The 18,062-nt window shown below is 48.9% G+C and carries 14 protein-coding genes; 9 read left to right on the top strand and 5 right to left on the bottom strand.

Going from position 1 to position 18,062, the window contains the following annotated elements; translation table 11 throughout:
- Positions 1-60: 60 nt before the first annotated feature.
- The 3 genes from ACXAGC_RS02195 (at position 61) to ACXAGC_RS02185 (ending at position 6,521) form a co-directional block, all read left to right on the top strand.
- On the top strand, positions 61-2,088 hold the full coding sequence (locus ACXAGC_RS02195) for a phosphocholine-specific phospholipase C (RefSeq protein WP_474842031.1): 2,028 nt from the start codon (positions 61-63) through the stop codon (positions 2,086-2,088).
- A gap of 15 nt (positions 2,089-2,103) precedes the next feature.
- A complete protein-coding gene (locus ACXAGC_RS02190) occupies positions 2,104-2,784 on the top strand; it encodes an HAD family hydrolase (RefSeq protein WP_474842029.1) in 681 nt (226 codons plus the stop codon).
- Positions 2,785-2,948: 164 nt separating this feature from the next.
- Positions 2,949-6,521, top strand: a complete 3,573-nt coding sequence (locus tag ACXAGC_RS02185; protein ID WP_474842027.1) for an FG-GAP-like repeat-containing protein — start codon at positions 2,949-2,951, stop codon at positions 6,519-6,521.
- Between the two features lie 114 nt (positions 6,522-6,635).
- Here the strand turns inward: ACXAGC_RS02185 and ACXAGC_RS02180 are convergent, their stop codons facing one another.
- Positions 6,636-8,282, bottom strand: a complete 1,647-nt coding sequence (locus ACXAGC_RS02180; protein WP_474842025.1) for a sensor histidine kinase — start codon at positions 8,280-8,282, stop codon at positions 6,636-6,638.
- A gap of 5 nt (positions 8,283-8,287) precedes the next feature.
- Entirely contained in the window at positions 8,288-9,112 is an 825-nt protein-coding gene (locus ACXAGC_RS02175; RefSeq protein ID WP_474842023.1) for a phosphate/phosphite/phosphonate ABC transporter substrate-binding protein, read from the bottom strand.
- A 164-nt stretch (positions 9,113-9,276) separates the two neighbouring features.
- Between ACXAGC_RS02175 and ppiC the strand changes: the two genes are divergently transcribed.
- From ppiC to ACXAGC_RS02145, 6 genes are all read left to right on the top strand, one after another.
- Complete coding sequence (ppiC, locus tag ACXAGC_RS02170) at positions 9,277-9,555, top strand: peptidylprolyl isomerase PpiC (RefSeq protein WP_070123477.1); 279 nt, start codon at positions 9,277-9,279, stop codon at positions 9,553-9,555.
- A 578-nt stretch (positions 9,556-10,133) separates the two neighbouring features.
- Positions 10,134-11,285, top strand: a complete 1,152-nt coding sequence (locus ACXAGC_RS02165) for an NAD(P) transhydrogenase subunit alpha (protein WP_474842021.1) — start codon at positions 10,134-10,136, stop codon at positions 11,283-11,285.
- Between the two features lie 2 nt (positions 11,286-11,287).
- Positions 11,288-11,572 carry an NAD(P) transhydrogenase subunit alpha part 2 gene (locus ACXAGC_RS02160; protein WP_119503053.1) on the top strand — a complete coding sequence of 95 codons (285 nt, stop codon included), beginning with the start codon at positions 11,288-11,290 and terminating at the stop codon, positions 11,570-11,572.
- 12 nt (positions 11,573-11,584) lie between these two features.
- Positions 11,585-12,973, top strand: coding sequence for an NAD(P)(+) transhydrogenase (Re/Si-specific) subunit beta (locus tag ACXAGC_RS02155; protein WP_119503052.1), 1,389 nt, complete (start codon positions 11,585-11,587; stop codon positions 12,971-12,973).
- 499 nt (positions 12,974-13,472) lie between these two features.
- Complete coding sequence (locus ACXAGC_RS02150; protein WP_474842018.1) at positions 13,473-14,159, top strand: hypothetical protein; 687 nt, start codon at positions 13,473-13,475, stop codon at positions 14,157-14,159.
- 232 nt (positions 14,160-14,391) lie between these two features.
- Positions 14,392-15,576 (top strand): FAD-dependent oxidoreductase, encoded by a 1,185-nt coding sequence (locus tag ACXAGC_RS02145; RefSeq protein WP_474842016.1) that lies wholly within the window; start codon positions 14,392-14,394, stop codon positions 15,574-15,576.
- A gap of 74 nt (positions 15,577-15,650) precedes the next feature.
- On the opposite strand, the gene ACXAGC_RS02140 is transcribed toward ACXAGC_RS02145, so the two are convergent.
- From ACXAGC_RS02140 to ACXAGC_RS02130, 3 genes are read right to left on the bottom strand one after another with little or no spacing between them, the layout of a single operon-like run.
- Entirely contained in the window at positions 15,651-16,259 is a 609-nt protein-coding gene (locus tag ACXAGC_RS02140; protein WP_474842014.1) for a Crp/Fnr family transcriptional regulator, read from the bottom strand.
- Positions 16,228-17,151, bottom strand: coding sequence for a DMT family transporter (locus tag ACXAGC_RS02135; protein WP_474842012.1), 924 nt, complete (start codon positions 17,149-17,151; stop codon positions 16,228-16,230). The genes ACXAGC_RS02140 and ACXAGC_RS02135 overlap by 32 nt, the downstream gene beginning before the upstream one ends.
- Positions 17,151-17,987 carry an arylamine N-acetyltransferase family protein gene (locus tag ACXAGC_RS02130; RefSeq protein ID WP_474842010.1) on the bottom strand — a complete coding sequence of 279 codons (837 nt, stop codon included), beginning with the start codon at positions 17,985-17,987 and terminating at the stop codon, positions 17,151-17,153. The genes ACXAGC_RS02135 and ACXAGC_RS02130 overlap by 1 nt, the downstream gene beginning before the upstream one ends.
- Positions 17,988-18,062 lie beyond the last annotated feature (75 nt).

Below are 18,062 nucleotides of genomic sequence, written 5' to 3'. Positions count from 1 at the left end.
CACTATGCCCCTGTTTACCCCGCGGGGGCATATTTCTTCACTAATTATCAAGGTAATTTCATGGCCGACTTTACTCGCCGTCAGTTTATTGCCGCCGCTGGCGCCACCAGCTTGTTCGCTGCTTTTCCATCAATCGCACGGGCGTTGTCTATTCCTGCCAAGGTAAAAACCGGTACCATTATGGACGTAGAGCACGTTGTCATACTGATGCAGGAAAACCGGTCATTCGATCATTACTTTGGCACATTATCTGGTGTTCGAGGTTTTTCTGATCCGTATCCTGCCCCAGCCAAAAACTGGGAAAAACAGCAGAACAGGAATGTTTTTCTACAACGGAACACAACAAAAGAAGGGCCTGAATGGGTTACACCTTTTCCTCTAAATACCCGCCAGCATTTTGCTCACATGCGGGTACAAGGTACGCCGCACTCCTGGCCTGATGCACAAGATGCCTGGGACCATGGGCGCATGAGTCATTGGCCCGATGCCAAGTACTTACATGCTATGGGCTATTATGAGCGCGACGACATGCCGTTTCAATTTGCGCTGGCTGAGGCATTCACATTATGTGATGCGTACCACTGTTCATCGCAGACGGGTACTAACACAAACCGGCTATTTCTGTGGTCGGGAACGAACAATGGTGATGGTGATCAGGGTGGGCCCGCTATTGGTAATTCCCACGATAATTTGCCCGAAAATGGTGGGTATCCAGAAGCCTATACCTGGACAACTTACGTCGAACGACTGCAAGAAACTGGTATTAGCTGGACCATTTATCAAGACATGGCGGATAACTTTACTGATAATCCGTTGGTAGGATTTCACGCGTTTCAGGCCTCATATTCGGGCGCTGACGACAGTGAACCGGCGCTAGCACAGCGCGCACTCACCACAAGAGCGTTGGACCAACTACGCAAAGATGCCTCTAACGATAGTTTGCCTGAGGTCTCGTATATTATCGCTACAGCACAAGGGTCTGAGCATCCGGGTCCGTCAAGCCCGGCGCAGGGCGCTGCCTATATTGCAGATGTGCTGGATGCATTAACCGCAAACCCAGAGGTCTGGGCAAAAACTGCGTTATTTATCATGTTTGATGAAAACGATGGTTTTTTCGATCATATGCCTCCGCCGGCACCCCCTTCAAAAGAGCGCGATGGTACTTATGCCGGCCATTCTCAGGTTTCCACTGAAGGTGAGTACCATTTGCACTTTTCTCAAGCTGACAAAGATCTTGAGCGTGAGGATTTAATGGGTAACCCATACGGATTAGGCCCTCGTGTACCTGCATATGTTATATCGCCCTGGAGTCGGGGTGGCTTTGTATGTTCTGAGGTCATGGATCACACTTCTGTCATTCGTTTTCTTGAACAACGATTTGGTGTTAGAGAACCAAATATTTCGACGTGGCGACGAGCAGTTTGCGGTGATTTCACCAGTGCTTTCGATTTTGAAACGCCCAATAAATCGACACTTCCGACAATGCCAGATCCCAGAAGCGAAGCCCGCTTGGCTGCCGCACTTCCCGAGCGTACGGTGCCCATCATGCCGAAAGAATTTACAATACCAGTACAAGAAAAAGGCTTCCGTCCACAGCGGCCTAATCAGTACCGGCCTGCAGTATCACTCGGTGAGCAGGACAGTAATCTCCGCCTAACTTTTATGAATGAGGGAAGTAAAGCGATTGTTTTTCATCTTTACGATCGCTACAACTTAGATGCCGTGCCCAAGCGGTATACCATTGATCAGCATCAGCAGTTTACTGACACCATAGCGGCATCGGATGAACGTATTGATGTTCAGGTAATGGGACCAGAAGGCTTTCATCGTAGAATTAAGATGAAGAAGCAGCATTGGGCGCTATTTAGTCAACTCGTATTTGATGTGACGGCTGAAGATTGTGCAGTTACAGCGAAGGTTGACGGTATGACATTAACGCTGAATCATACTCAACCGTCAGCCCAGTCGCTTCCCCGGGACATGAAAGTGACTGTGCCGGTTGATAGCAACGGGCGGTACGATGTCACTGTATTTTTAGGTGGCAATAAAACTAGTTATATACAAATGGCGGGACGGCTTCCCGCCTGATAGTTCGGATCCAATATGCCCCAGTCTGAAATAGTCGTATTTGATTTAGATGGCACGCTCATCGACGCTGATTGTGCGCAGGAATGGTTGATATTTTTGCGGGAAAAGACATTTCCAGGAGCAGTTGAAGCCGAGTTAAATTGCGCTGCAATTATGAAAAACTACGACTCAGGTCGCATGGACATGCATGAATACATGCGTCATTGGGTGATGCCCATCAAAGGGATGTCGGTGTCAGACATTAATGACCTCGCCATAGAATTTGCTGAAACCTCCATTCGACAACGACTTTTTCCTGAAGGCGTCGCACGGGTGTCACGTCACCGGAAGGCGGGGGATACGGTTTTACTTATTTCTGCAAGTCCTTCACTTATTGTTCACCCCATTGCTGCAATGCTTGGCATAGAACATGTCATCGGTTTAAACGTACACATTCAACACCAACAAATTCAAAGTACGTTGATTAAACCGCTTAGTTACAGAGCGGGTAAACTCACATGCTTACAAAAATGGCTCTCTCAATATGGCCTGACGGGCTCGTCGCTGACTTATGCCTACAGCGATTCTATTAACGACAGAGCGCTACTTGAATTTGCGCATACGCCGATTGTAGTAAATGGTGATAGGCATATCGCTGGCCTCGCTGAGCAGAATGCATGGCGCCAAGTTCATTGGCAGGTCCCAGCATTGGATTAGCAACATTTATAGAGAAATACGAGCTACTTAGCGAGAGATAGCGGCTTACTAGTCGAAAGATTAAGTCTTGACACATCCTTTACATTTAACTCGACCTGAAATGAAAAAGTCGCTAAATTAGCCGAACTTTGTAGTTGTGGTATCTAAAGTTCAAGGATGAAAACATGAATAACGTTGTACGTGTCTTTTCTCTTTCTGCGTTAGCGCTGGCTGTATCTGCATGCGGTGGCGGCGGTGGCTCTGACAGTGCTTCCGGCGGCGGCACACAAACGCCTTCAAAAACGCCTGTACAGATCATTTCTGACGCACAATCTCATTCCAAATCACAGTTAACCACAGCTGCAAAAACGCAGGCTGATACCCGTTATAGTGGTGAGTCCGGCAAGGCAGAGATAGATATTGCCCTGGCCCAGCACGTGTACAATGTACTGTTTGACGACAATATTCTCACCGTGCCCGATATCGGTGAACACGATATTGAAAATGAACTCAGCAGTGACGGTTCAGTTAACAGTACTCTTCAGTGTGATGAAAGCGGTACAGTAAAATACACCGGCAAGTTTAATGATAACGGTACCGGTAAGTTGTCCATGGATTTCAGTGACTGTCAGTCTTACTACAACAGCTTTGCGTTGTCCGGAGTGGCGGCGGTTTCTATTGATGTCGTCACCGACAGCAAAATGGAATACACCCTGTATTTCTCCAATCTTAACTGGGAAGACGACGTCCCGGTGTCTATGTCAGGCCTGATCACCTTCAGTGATTCATTTTCAATGCAAACCGGTGTGACGACGTCGGTCAGTGAGCAATACGTGAGTGCTACGGTTGGCGATGAAAGCTATCTGATTGATGCCAGCATGACCACCAAAGATGACTGGGAGTCGCCAGAACTCAGGATTGAAGGCCGTGTCAGTGTGGGGTCTGAAGGTTATGTAGATGTGTCGCTGGATACTGACGAGCTGGATATGCCGTACTTTTACGGCAGTACCGTTGTGTTCAACGACGGTGAAGCACAGCTGAAGTTCTTGCAGGGTATGGTGATGTACACGCAGGATCTCGACAATGACGGCGAGGCGGATGCCGGTAAGTACTTTGAAAGTGTATACGGCTTCGTTACAACACCGGTGAGTGATACTGATTTATATAATCTCGCTGAAATCTCTTTAACACCCTATGTAGAGTCGCCTTATCTGCAAAATTCTGAAGGGCTGTCTGTGGCACAGGACATTGTTGTGCTGCCAGGTAATTATTACGACCTCGATACCCCGGATGAAGATCTGACGGTCAGTTACAACTGGTATCTGAACGGCAGGTTGCTTGAAGGCGTTCACGGCAACACGCTGCCTGCATACTCAGTGACTGTTGACCAGTGGATTGAAGTGTCCATGGTGGTATCTGACTCAATCAACACGGTGGAGTCCTATCCCATCAGTATCTTTGTGGAAGATACACCAGCCGTTGTTACGGTAAGCAATGTGCCGGAAAATGTCCGTGCCGGCGATACCATTACTTTCTCATTATCACTGACCGATGCAGATGTACCTGGTAATGAAAACCTGGCGGCACTGGCGAGCGCACCGGAGGGAGCAACGTTAGCTTCGGATGGTACTGTGACCTGGGTTGTACCGGACAATCAACTTTTCAGTCAGATGGTGTACACCTTCGGTGTGAGCAACAGTCAGAACCCGAATGACACCATTGAGGAATACTTTGATGTGACGGTGAACGCTGATGAAGCGCAGCCGTTGTTCCGTTCCGGCGTAGAAGTGCCTCACCGGAATAATTCCCAGTGGGTGGCTGATTTTGATGGCGACGGTAGCAATGAATTGTTGGGAACAGACAATGGCTCACGGGTATTTTTACTGACGCTGGTTGATGGTAAATATCAACAGAAATGGGCATATCCCTACGCGCTGTCTGATGAACAAAATATTCAGCAGGTATTGCCCGCAGATATGGACCAGGACGGTACACCTGAAATTTTAGTTATCACTGAAAAAACCTTCTGGCTGATTGATGATTTAACTAAAGATGCACGGGTTTTACTGGAAACCGACGATTATTTCAGTGAAGCGTTACTGGCTGATACCGATAACGATGGCGTCAATGAACTGATTTATTCTGTTAAAAATGCTGATTACGACGCCAGTGAAACAACCATTTTTGTGAGTGAGTTGGGAAGTGAGCTGGTCACAACACTCAGCTTCAGCACGAACAACTTTCAGACAATCGCTGCCGGTAACGTGGATGCCGACAGTAATGTAGAGCTGATTATGAACACCGGTCTGGTGTACGACCTGACCACTGGTGCGAATGAATGGTTTTTCGGCTCCGGATTTGGTAGTTCATTTGTTACAGTCGGCGACCTCAACGGGAATGGTATCGATGAGATCATTGGTGCCGGTGCCTGGGATGCGCTTTACGTGTATTCCGCTGTTGATAAATCTCAGCTGGCGTCATTGTCGCTTGACGATACCTGCGATATGCATGCATACAATCTCTACGATGATGCGACAGATGAGATCGTGGTGAGTGATTGTCAGTGGGGCAATGTAACTGCGTACACTCTTAACGGCAGTAATCAGCTGGATACTGTATGGCAAGTCGGGCTGCAGGACCATGGTTCCTCATCGCTTACCATGGGTGATATCGACAACGACGGCAGTGCGGAAATCTTATGGGGTTCGGGCACCAGCAGTTCCGGTGCAGACCGCCTGATCACTGCGGACTACACTGCCGGTGGCGCAACGGTAAAAGAAAATACCACCGGTGTTCAGCTTGACCATTTCTATGCTGCGGGCTGGTCTGAAATCACTTCCGGTGATGAGCGCGCCGTGTTCTTTGTGCCCAGTACTGAAAGCGGTTATGACGGCTCCGTTATCGTTACGCTCACCGGCGATGGCACCATAACTGTGGGTGAAGAGCTGTCTACTAACTGGGACCACAGTACTCAGGCGGTGACAACTGATTTCAATAACGATGGCGCGGGGGATATTTTCCTGCCTCTGACTTCCCTGTATGACGGCGCATTCGGTGCGGTGCAGTTAAGCGATATGTCAGTTCAGTATTCCATTGACGGTGACTACGACAGCACTATCGGCAAGATAATGGCCATAGACGTCAACGGCGACGGCTACGAGGATGCGGTCTATCAGGACGGGTCGGCGATTAAGGTTGTCGACATTCAGAATCAGCTGCTGGTGGCATCGTATACCAGCCCTCAGGGAGTCAGTGACTTTGATGCGGTATTTATTGATGATGTACTGAATCTGGTCGTGACCAGCGGTTACCAACAGGTACAGTTGCTGTCGCTGGGAAGCAATGCATTTATCACCGGCAGCTCGTATGACATTGAATGTCCGCAGGTACTGTTTACCGGCGGTGAAAACAGCCGTCAGTTTGTTTGTTCCGGTGGTAACGACGAGGAAATGAACATGCTGGCATTTTCAGACAGTGGTGTGGAACTGGTGGGGGAATACAACTTCCCGTTTGAGATCACCGGTATGATTGTGGACCCTGTTACCCCGTCTAACATGCTGGTGGTAACCGGCGATGACAGCAGTTGGTACAGCTCTCATTCTGTTCTGCGCAGCATCGCAACTAATGGCAATATTGTCTGGTCCGGTCCGAAATTGAACGGCAGAGCAGGCAAAGGTGCGCTGCGTGCCCGACGCTCTGAATCCGGCGATTTAGAAGTTATGCTTGGTACGTCAGCAGGGATGTACTTGATCCACTGATTGATGAGGGCGTTCAGGTGAATTCAGATACCTGTTTTCACCTGAGTTCAGATCATCCCGGCTGTGAGGAAGTTGCCACGGTTATTCCGTGAACCCTGCCGGAGCGCTCCTGCTTTATGCTGCGCCGTAAACAGGTAAGGTCAGCGTAAATTCAGTACCGGTATAGAGCTCGCTTTCAACGCTGAGCATTCCTTCGTGCTCTCTCGCAATTTCATACGAAATAGAAAGGCCCAGGCCAGTACCCGTATCTTCGTCTTTGGTGGTGAAGAAAGGATTGAATATCTTCTGCAAGTTTTCGTCTGAAATCCCGCAGCCATTGTCACGGACGATAAGTTCTACGGTGCCGTTGCTGTTTGCTCTGGTGCGCACTTCCAGCTTACCTCGCCGCCCGGTTTCTTCAATTGCCTGCGCGGCGTTAATCAGCAGGTTGGTAATAACCTGAGAAATTTTGCCAACGTTCATCATAACGCGGGGCAATTCGTCGTAATTAATGTCTACATCGCAGGCATATTTGAGCTTATTGTTCACCAGCGCTAATGTGGTTTTCACACAGTTATTCAAATCAAAAAGTTGCTTCTGATCCGTGTCGATTCTGGAAAATTGTTTAAGGCTGCTGACAATTTCTTCCACTCTCTGTAAACCGTGTTCAGATTCTTTGATGAGATGGGAAACGTCATTACTTATGAAATCCAGTGACTGGTAAGCCTGAGAATTCTTCAATGCAGCTAACTTTTCCAGTGCAACTTCATTGGCAGGTGCTTGTGTGACTTCCATCAGATCTCTGTAGAGTATTTCAAAACTGGCTAAATACTCTTTCAGCGTGTCGAGATTACTGCTGACAAATCCCACAGGGTTATTGATTTCGTGAGCTACACCGGCAGCAAGCTGACCCACTGACGACATCTTTTCTGCCTGAAGTAATTGCTGCTGGGTTTCTTTCAGCGATTTGTTTGACTGCGACAGCTCTTCATTTTTTCTGTTTAATTCTGTGGTGCGTTCGCGGACTCTGTATTCCAGAGACTGATTCAGGTTATGTATAGCATTTTCCGCTTCGGCTCTGCGGATGTGCTCTTCTTCAAGATGCGAGATTAAATGATTGAATACTGTTGCCAATTCTTCGAGCTCATCGTTGGTACGCACATTTACTTTAATATCTTCATATTTGTTTTCTTTTGAAGCCTGAATGAGTCTGCGGGCACCCTGTTGAAGAATGTTGATCTGCTTAGTCAGATAACTTCCGAGAAAATAGGAAAACAGCGCAACAAGAACCATTTCAATGACTGCGATGGTATAAGCCCACTGCTGAATGTCGCTCAGCGACGCTTTCACCGCCGCAATATCAATTCCAAGATCAATATAACCGTACAAGGTATCATCAACCATGATCGGGCGGCGGATATCGTAAATCCCGTCACTGGCCAGGCTGACAGACGTATCGGCCTGAAAGTCTGCGTTCAGTGATTGTTCGTTGCCACCTGATGCGAAGACTCTGCCGGAGGTATCAGCTATTTTGACGTAATGAATGTCGGAATCAGTAAGCAGTTCGTTGACATCAGCCTCAATGCCGGCCAGATCGAATGACAAAAATGCGTTTTTAGTTGTTGAATAAAACAGGTTAGCCGTTGTACTCGCGCGCTTTACCACCGCATCGTTAACCAGGTTGGTCAGCAGGTTAAAGGTTGTCGTCAGCAACAGTGCGAGCAATGTTGCCTCTATTAAGGCCACACCCAGTATTGTTTTTAATTTTAATGATATTCGCATAGGAACTACGGGTTCTCTTGCTGCAGTAAGTCTATGTTCAGCGCCCGGACGTCATCCCAGTCTGCAGAAAATGCTTCCGAGAATCCTTTCATTTTGAGACTGTTTAATGCGTCATTGCCTTTTCCGCCTGGCGTCATGGTTGTGAGAACATTCAGTAGTTGTCCGCGAACTTCCTCTGATAGCCGGGGATGCGTCGCTACGGCATGTGGCGTATAAGCCGGGCTCGACCAGAGCACTTTCAGGTTCTCTTTTACGTCGTCATCTGTGGCTTGCAGAGACCGGTAAATACCCCCTCCGGCCTTAAAAAATCCCCTCTTTACATTCAGATAGACGGAATCATGGGAATGCACATAAACGGGTGTAAAGTTGATACCTTCTTTTTGCATGGTCGCACGGGGAATAATACTGGCGGCAAAAGCGGCAGGGGCCGGAAAGGCGATTTTGGTGCCATTAAGATCAGACAATTGTGTAAAAGGACTGTCACGCGGCACAACGATGATGCCCTGAATGGTTTGATCTTTCTGGCGGACCAGCGCGCGGTAACCGGGATTTTTCTGAAAAACGACAAAGTGATAAGGGTTCATGTAAGCAATGTCGTATTTGCCTTCTGACAGTGCTTTTTCAAATGTCGGAATATCTTTCGCGGTTTCAAAGTGAAAAGTGTGTCCGGTCTCAGATCCGATATAGCTGAGCAAAGGTTGCCACGCCTCAGCGAGCTTTTTCGGCGAGTGCTGCGGAACAATGCCCACAGAAAAGGACTCAGCAGCAGCGGAATGTGATATGAGCATTAATAGTATTGCAACGACCCGCCTGACCAACAATTCAGACATATTTTTTCTTCTCCCGCCCCGTAACGTCCACTCGTGCCGTCATCACCATCGTCTTTCTGTAATTCTATAACAAAATATGATGATAGGGCATTGTGTGCAGAAATGCCTTTTTCGCCCCGCTTTCGTTATAATTCTCTGCATCACTTTTTATAAGAACATCTGTTATGGCTACCGCATCTGCTCTTCATATTCTGGTTAAGACCGAAAAAGAAGCCCTTTCCATTCTTGAACAACTGAAGAAAGGCAAAGATTTCGCCACACTGGCAAAGAAACACTCAACGTGTCCGTCGGGAAAGCGGGGCGGAGATTTGGGTGAATTTCGCCGCGGACAGATGGTGAAACAATTTGATGACGTAGTGTTTAAAAAAGAAGTGCTTAAAGTGCACGGACCGGTAAAAACAAAGTTCGGCTATCACCTGATCAAAACCTTGTACCGCAGCTGATTTCAATTCAAGGTCTTCCCGAACGGGAAGACTATCCATTCCCTTAGTCGCTATCACATAATAAGTGCAGACGCACCATTCATGAGCAAAATGCTGAACCACAGGTGTGCATCTTGTTTGACAGTTGGTTGTTTTTCATTCTCCTCTGATCTGTTTCGTGTCATATTCACTGTTTAAAAGTTCCACAATTGAATGCTTTTATTGATTCTGTGAATGAGCATTATCTCGTCAATCATTTCACTTATTGGCAGGATCATAAATAGTCTGTTCACATCATAGACTTAGATATAGTCAAATTTTTATATAGCATAACTTGTTGTATTTAATAATTTTCCGTTCTTTAAGCTCAAATTTTTCATTCGATAGTGTGTTTAAAATTTCTAAATATACAGGGAAGTTTGGCTAAACATTCAGCGCTAACTGACCCCTTGCATATTCCTTTTTGATATAAATATGCATATTGCCACCGGTGGCAATAGATATTAGATTTGGTTAACAATAAAAATTATAAATTAACAATGCGAGCACGCATGTGTTCGGATCATGAGTCTCAGTATCCCGTGCCTGAGGAGAACACATTGAAAGTACTGATATTAAATGAAGGACTCGAACAACAAGGTTACACAGAGAAGCGATGTGCGGTTTCGCCATCCAGTGTGAAGCGAATGGTGAAGCGAGGTATGACCGTGGTCATGCAACAGGGCGCTGGTGTTCTGTCAGGTTATGCGGACACAGAGTTTACTGAAGCTGGTGCTATGGTGGTTGAAGATGCCGGCGCTGCGCTTGAGGAAACGGATGCGTTATTGTGCGTGAATCGTCCTGTCGAAGCGGTATACGCCCGACTGAAACCGTCTGCCCTGGTGATTGGACACATTGACCCCTTTTTCCAGCAGGAATTAGTGGAATCACTGGCGGCGAAAAAACTGACCACTTTGTCGGTAGAAATGATCCCGCGTTCTTCCCGCGCCCAGAAAATGGATGCGCTGAGTTCGCAGGCGAGTCTGGCTGGCTATGTCATGGTGATGCAGGCTGCTACGCATCTGCCGGGCATTCTGCCAATGATGATGACGCCTTCGGGCACCATCAAGCCGGCGAAAGTTTACATTATCGGTGCCGGCGTTGCCGGTCTGCAGGCCATTGCAACTGCAAAGCGCTTAGGTGCCAACGTACTGGCATACGATACGCGCCCGGTGGTAGCCGAGCAGGTTGAGTCGCTGGGCGGTAAGTTCCTGAAAATTGATTTGGGTGAAACCGGCCAGACGAAAGACGGCTATGCCAAAGAGCTCACTGAAGAACAAAAGCAGAAGCAGCAGGATGCCCAGCGCGATGCCATTGCTGATTCTGACATTGTGATTACCACAGCGCAGTTGTTCGGACGCCGTCCGCCGCTGTTGATCAGCAAAGATACCCTTGCGCTGATGCGTCCGGGTAGCGTGGTTGTCGATATGGCTGCCACATCCGGTGGCAACGTGGAAGGCTCTGAAGCCGGTAAAGTGGTGACCGTGAACGGTGTCACTGTTATTGGTACCGGCAACTGGAGTCAGGCTGTGGCGAAAGATGCCACCGACATGTATGCCAACAATGTGTACAACCTGCTGGATGAATTTTTTGATGATGAATCGAAGCAATTCAACCTTAATCTTGAGGATGAGATCCTGGCAGGCTGCGTGATCACCCACGACGGGCAAATCACCAACGACATGCTTAAAAACGCTTATCAGGGGGCCTGATCATGGAAAATATCTATTTGATTTTTATTGTGCTGCTGGCGGCATTTTTAGGCTTCGAGCTTATCCGTAAAGTACCGGCTACGTTGCATACGCCGCTGATGTCGGGCTCTAACGCAATTTCAGGTATTACCCTGGTTGGCGCGCTGGTGGCTTCCGGTGCAGATAACGACGTGCTTACCACTGTGCTGGGTACCGCTGCGGTGGCACTGGCAAGCATTAACGTGGTGGGGGGTTACCTGGTAACCGACCGCATGCTTGGCATGTTTAAAAAGAAAGACAAGAAGTAAGGGGTCAGGAAGATGGAATCTGTAGCATTGATTATCAATCTGGCTTACGTACTGGCTGCCGGACTGTTTATTACCGGACTTAAATTACTGAGTCATCCTTCTACTGCCAGAAAAGGTAACCTGGTGTCTGCGGTGGGTATGCTGGTGGCGGTGGTGGTGACACTGCTTGATCACCAAATCATTTCGTACCACTGGATATTACTGGGCTTTGTGATTGGCGGCGCTTATGGTGCCTGGAAAGCAAAGTCGGTAGAAATGACGCAAATGCCGGAAATGGTGTCGTTATTTAACGGCTTCGGTGGTCTGGCATCGCTGTTGCTGGGCTGGGCGACCATCAGCCAGCTGGCCACGTTTGGCTTCATGGGGGCCACGCACTTTGTGCTGATTACGGTGATCCTCACGATTCTGATCGGTGGTGTTACGTTCTCCGGCTCGGTGATTGCCTGGGGCAAGCTGTCTGGCCGTATGGGGGCCAAAGCGGTTATTTTCACCGGTTTGCGTGAACTCAGTATTGCTCATCTGATTGGCTTTGTGGTGGTAGGTTATTTGTTCGTTACCGATCCGACAAATCTGATGTGGTTGTACGTGACTATCGCACTGGCGCTAAGCTTTGGTGTACTGGCGACCATTTCAATTGGTGGTGCCGACATGCCGGTGGTGATTGCATTGTTAAACAGCTACTCGGGTGTGGCAGCATCTGCGGCTGGTCTGGCCGTGGGCAACACGATTCTGATTGTTACCGGTCTGCTGGTTGGTGCATCGGGTCTGATCCTCACTAACATCATGTGTAAGGCGATGAACCGCTCGCTGATGAATGTACTGCTGTCAGGCTTCTCTAAGCCTGTGGAAGCGGCAGAGAAAATCGAAGGCGAAGTGAAAATTATGGCAGCACAGGATGCATTCTATGTATTAGAAGCGGCTCAGGCTGTGCTGGTGATTCCGGGTTATGGTATGGCGGTTGCTCAGGCGCAACACGCGGTGCGTGAACTGCAAACCTTGCTGGAAGAAAACGGCTGTACGGTGGAATACGCTATTCACCCTGTGGCGGGCCGGATGCCTGGTCACATGAACGTACTGCTGGCAGAAGCGGATGTGCCTTACGATCAGCTGTATGAAATGGATGATGTGAATCCGCGTATGGAAAACTACGACGTAGCGATTGTTATTGGTGCTAATGACGTAGTAAACCCGGCAGCGAAAGAGATGAAAGGCAGCCCGATTTACGGCATGCCGGTAATCGAAGCTTATCGCGCAAAAACTGTGTTTGTACTGAAACGTTCAGCCAACGCTGGCTTTGCCGGCGTCGACAACCCGCTGTTCTTCAAAGACAACACAAGAATGGTACTGGGTGACGCCAAAGACACCATCAACACCATCATCCGCGAATTCGGCGACGACTAAAGTGAGCCCCGGTGCGGTCGTCTCTTCCGTTCCCAAACACGCCGTGAACACATCCATGTGGGCTCGGCTGCCGCATCCCTGCGGCAGACGGTTTGGAAACGGAAGAGACCTAACCGCTGTCGGGGCACACTTTGTCTTACAGCCATCAGAAACACGCTGTAAACCCATCCCCGGGCAAAGCAGTTATAAATAGCACAGCCGCGTCCCTGCGGCTGACGGTTTGAAAACACAGCTCCTTTTCCCATCGCGGGCTCACGCTTCCTGACTCTCAACTTAATATCCTGCGGCAGACGGTTTGGAAACGGAAGAGACCTAACCGCTGTCGGCGCACACTTTCGTCTTGCAGCCACCAAACACGCTGTAAACCCACCACGGGCTCACTTCTCCTCATCAACTTCCCGTGAATATTGTAAGAAACGCGTAAGTCCTGAGATTCCTGCGCTGAATAGCGGTCAATGAAATAACACCGTGACATTGTTCATAACTGGCAGGGGGCGAGATGATTATTTCTCACAAGTACCGCTTTATCTTTATCAAAACCCGTAAGACGGCGGGGAGAAGTATTGAAACTTATTTATCCTCTTTGTGTGATTGCCGTGATGTGTTTACGCCGGTTTTCCCGCCTGAACCGGGCCACCGGCCGCGTAATTATAAACGTCGCTGGGATATCCGGTCTGAGCTGGGTGCTGCCGGGTACGCCGGTAAAGTGCAGGCTGTGCTGGACTGGCTTGGGAAGCGTCCTTTCCGGAATCACTCTACGGCAGCGGAGATTAAAGCCAGGGTTAATCCGGAAATCTGGCGGGAATACACGACGTTCTGTGTAGACAGAAATCCCTGGGAGAAAACGGTTTCGCACTACAATACCTGCAGGCATTACCGCAATCCGCCGGGCGATTTTGAAGATTACCTGTCACGGGAAGAATATTGTTTTAACTACCCCAGCTACTGTGACCGTTCCGGGAATGTGCTGGTCGACAGGGTGTTGCATTATGAAAACCTGGAAGATGAACTGGCGGATCTGTTTGCCGCTCTGGGTGTGCCTTTCAGAAGGGGCGTGATTACTAACGCCGGCAGGATAGTCCGGCAGAGCAAACCGGATTACCGGGAGGTATATACGGACAAACAGAAGGCCTTGATTGAGCGTGTATTTTCGCGGGAAATCGTATTGAACGGTTACCGGTTTTGATTTCCACTGCCGGCAATAAGCTTAAGGTGCGCAGTCATTGCGTCTGGTGGAGACGCGGTTTAATGCTCTGATTATCGTCATTTACCGGACATTCAGGGCAAAAGTATTGCATGTTATTTAATCAAAGAGATATGCTGGCATTTAAGCTGGCAAAGAACAGCATGCTCTGAAATTCAGATATATTTCAATTCATTATCAATCTATCCTCGGGACACGTTAATTTGGAGCAGCTATGCAAAGAAGACGTTTTCTACAGGGATCTGCGGGTTTAGCATCAAGTGTTGCGCTTGGCGCATGTGTTTCGTCCTCCCAATCTTCATCAGGTAAATTACACACCGGCTTACCGGTACAAATGCCACCACTTAAGCGCATTGAAGCTCGTCCTGACCGCATTATCACTATGAATGTGTGTACCCGGCCATTCCGCGCTCAGGGACCGAGAATTGAACTTGAAAAGGCGGGTGCAAAGTCCATTGTTCATAACTACGGGCACGGCGGCAGTGGCTGGTCACTGTCCTGGGGGACTGCTGTACTGGCGGAATCCCTGGTCGCTGAGGCAATGAACAAAGAAATTGCGGTTATCGGCTGTGGTGCGATTGGCTTAACCACCGCAATCCAATGTCAGCGTGCGGGCTACAAGGTTAAAATCTACGCTAAAGAACGTCCCCCTTATGTGCGCTCGTCATTTGCAACGGGGATCTGGTCGCCGGACTCCCGCATTGTTGATTTAGCTCATGCGGATTTGTTTGCACAAAAATGGGAAATGATGGCAAGAATTTCCTTTCGCCGGTACCAGACCTTATTAGGGCTCACAGGTACGCCGGTGGAATGGACGACTATATTCCGTGCATCAGATACGCCATTTTCAGAAACGGGGCACTACGAGGCGAAAGGTGAGCCTGCGTATCCGACTTTTGAACGGGATCTCATTGGTGATATTACGCCCCGCTCATGGGATATCCCGGCTCATATGAATCCGTTCCCGGTACCTTACGTACGCCGTTACCCGTTACTGATGTTTAATATCAGCGAGTATTCACGGGTACTGATGGGCGAGTTTATTCAAAATGGGGGTGAAATTGTGACGCGGGAACTGACCAGCCCGTCTGACTTTGCCAACTTCGATGAGAATACACTGGTAAATTGCACTGGTTACGGTGCCAGAGCCCTGTTGGGTGATGACAGTATTACGCCGGTCCGGGGGCAAACCTGTAAGCTCATCCCGCAGCCGGAAGTGAAGTACGGCATTCAGTATTTCAATAAGCATGTATCTGTTTATCCGCGGCGCGACGGCTTACTGGTGCAGGCGGGTGGTGATCACGACTTTGGTAATCCGGCAGCCAATATCCATCATGAAGAGTCGCTGCGCGCAGTGGCGCGCCTTGCAGATTTCATCGCCGCCATGAAGACGGTGTAATCTTCTCCCGTTGTCCGGAGAGAGTGCAAAGAGAGCGTAACGGTGAAGGGCAGCAGGTGGCAACTTCACCGTTGTCAGAAGGTTTTCTCAGGGGATTCACTGTCATTCAATCTGGCGCGGATGCGGCTTAATGCTACCGCCGTTATTCCCAGATAAGACGCAATTTGTTGTTTGGTGAGTACGGTGTTCAGCTCGGGAAAATCGCTGCAAAAAGTCACGTAGCGGTGTGTTGCTGAGTGCTTCACCATCATGCTTTCTTTTTCTTCCTTACTGATAAAAATATCGGTAAGGAACAGCGCATAAGCCTGCATAAACGCCAGGTTATTCTTCATACTTTCAAAGAAAGATGGCCAGTGAAACGAAATGGCCACAGAGTCCTGCAGTGCTTCTATGGAAAATTGAGCCGGTAAACCCATTGTCATTGCGCGGGTCGAACCAACGATTCTGGGAGCTTTAGCCAGCGTCTGGGTATACTCCTTTCCCTCCTCTGACACACTGTAATAACGCACCAGGCCGGTGTTAAGAAAATAAACTCTGGTTGAACAGTCACCTTGTCTGAATAAGGTTTCACCTTTGGGAAGTACATGTACTTCCGGCGTTAAGTTTAAACCCGACCAGTCTATGCCGGACTGATAACGTCCAAAGAAATCCTCAAGCTGTTTTTTCAGGCATGCTTTGTCCATTTACGGCTCCCTTATGATTAAAACCGTTGTCGATCAGCACTAACGCAATGACAACCAGGCTACTGCCAGCAACAAATCCCGGTGATAAAAATAACGCTGCCGGTGCGTTGATATTTTCATAGCAGGCCACCCAGACCGGAATGGTATAACTGATCCCGAGCAGACACCGCGCACCGCCCTGCGCCACAATACGCTGTTGCAGTACAAACGTTAAGAGCGTGGTAGCGATAGTAAGGTAACTAATCATCTGCCAGAAGGTGACGGCTTGCCATTGCACCTGAGATAAGCCTCCGGCAAGCAGTGTGAAGGGTAACAACCATAAGGTGCCGGCGAACATGATACGGTATGCGCCGCCAAATGCGGTGTACTGACCAAACCAACGCTGTACAGAGACAACATGTATTGCGAGCAGAATACATCCTGCCAGATAAATCGCATCCCCTGAATGCCATACCAGTCCGCCGTTGCGTGTAGACAGCAATACGATAATAGCGCCGGCTGCGCCGCAAAGGTAGCCGAACCACTGACGGGAGGTGGTACGGATGGAAAAAAAGAGTCCGGTAAGTGCGCCGAGAAACGGAACGAAGGTGTACATCACCGATGTGTTCAAGGATGTTGTGGTCTTCAAAGCGGTAAACAGGCAAACAAAGAATCCGGTCAGACTCCCGCTGACCAGGGCTAGTTGCGCACCCGCTTTCATTGACGAAATTAACGGGGCGGGATGACTTCTGCGACCGGCAATATAAAACGGGGTCATTATGAGTAAGGCCAGCAGAAACCGCAGAAATGTCACCGGTAGTGGTGAGGCATAAGTGGTCACCTGTGCAGAGACAACAAAAGAGGATGCCATCAACCACGACCAGAGAATAGCCGGAAGCAACGGAGACTTCATCAGGATTGCTCCGGTGCAGCGGGTTGCCCGTCCTGATGTAAATGCGGTTGCACATAGCGCTCAAACAAAAAGTGGCATATTGCGGTATCCACCGGCAGCGTGAAAACACGCTGCAGAATATGGGTGAGCTGCTCTGCTGATGTCACCCGGGTTTCTTCTTGTCTCCCCTGAAATGTGCTGGTCAGGGTGTAATTAATCAGCGCATGAGTTTGATCAGGTTTATTGATACTGACCACTAAATTATTGACAAAAACAGCCTGCGGATGGGCGATGGAATATAAGTGGCCAGCGGTGCAATCCGCTTCCGAATAGACGGCGGAGTCAATACGGTAGAGCACGAAGGGGCTGCCGTCTTTAATCAACACCACGTCGTATTCTCCGTTGGGGAGTGGTTTAATCGTGTATTGTCTGTTTCCGGCCTGCTGAATACCCTGTTCACTCAATTTAAGTGGCGCCTGAGGAACGGACGCTCCGAATCCGCAGTCAATCAGATATTCTTCACCGTCGAGGGTTACCAGTGTTACCCGGTGAGTACGGGGTACATCGCGGATATGATTATTGAAGACGCGTCCCATCACCAGCCGGGTGCCGTAACCCAGCGAATCCAGACAATGCATAACCAGTTTATTGTGCTCAAAGCAGAAGCCGCCGGCTTTACGTGTCACCAGTTTGTGGAGAATGGCGCTGAGCTCCAGTGACAAAGTCTCGCGGAGCAAAACACCGGTATTGTTAAACGAATAAGTGGCGACGTGACGTTCAACCAGTTTATTGAGGAAATCAACATCCGGCGTTTCCGGCGGGATTAAACTGAGTTGTGAAAGATAGACATCGAACATTGTGAAGTACCTGTTTAAAGAGAGTAAGCAGTACTCTAAGGTGTCGTTCAGATGATGAAATTAACCGGTGTTAAG

The organism is Alteromonas sp. AWJ4_197 (genome assembly GCF_056160285.1).
Note: the sequence above shows the minus strand (reverse complement) of the source record. Positions and strands in the feature narration are given on the sequence as shown.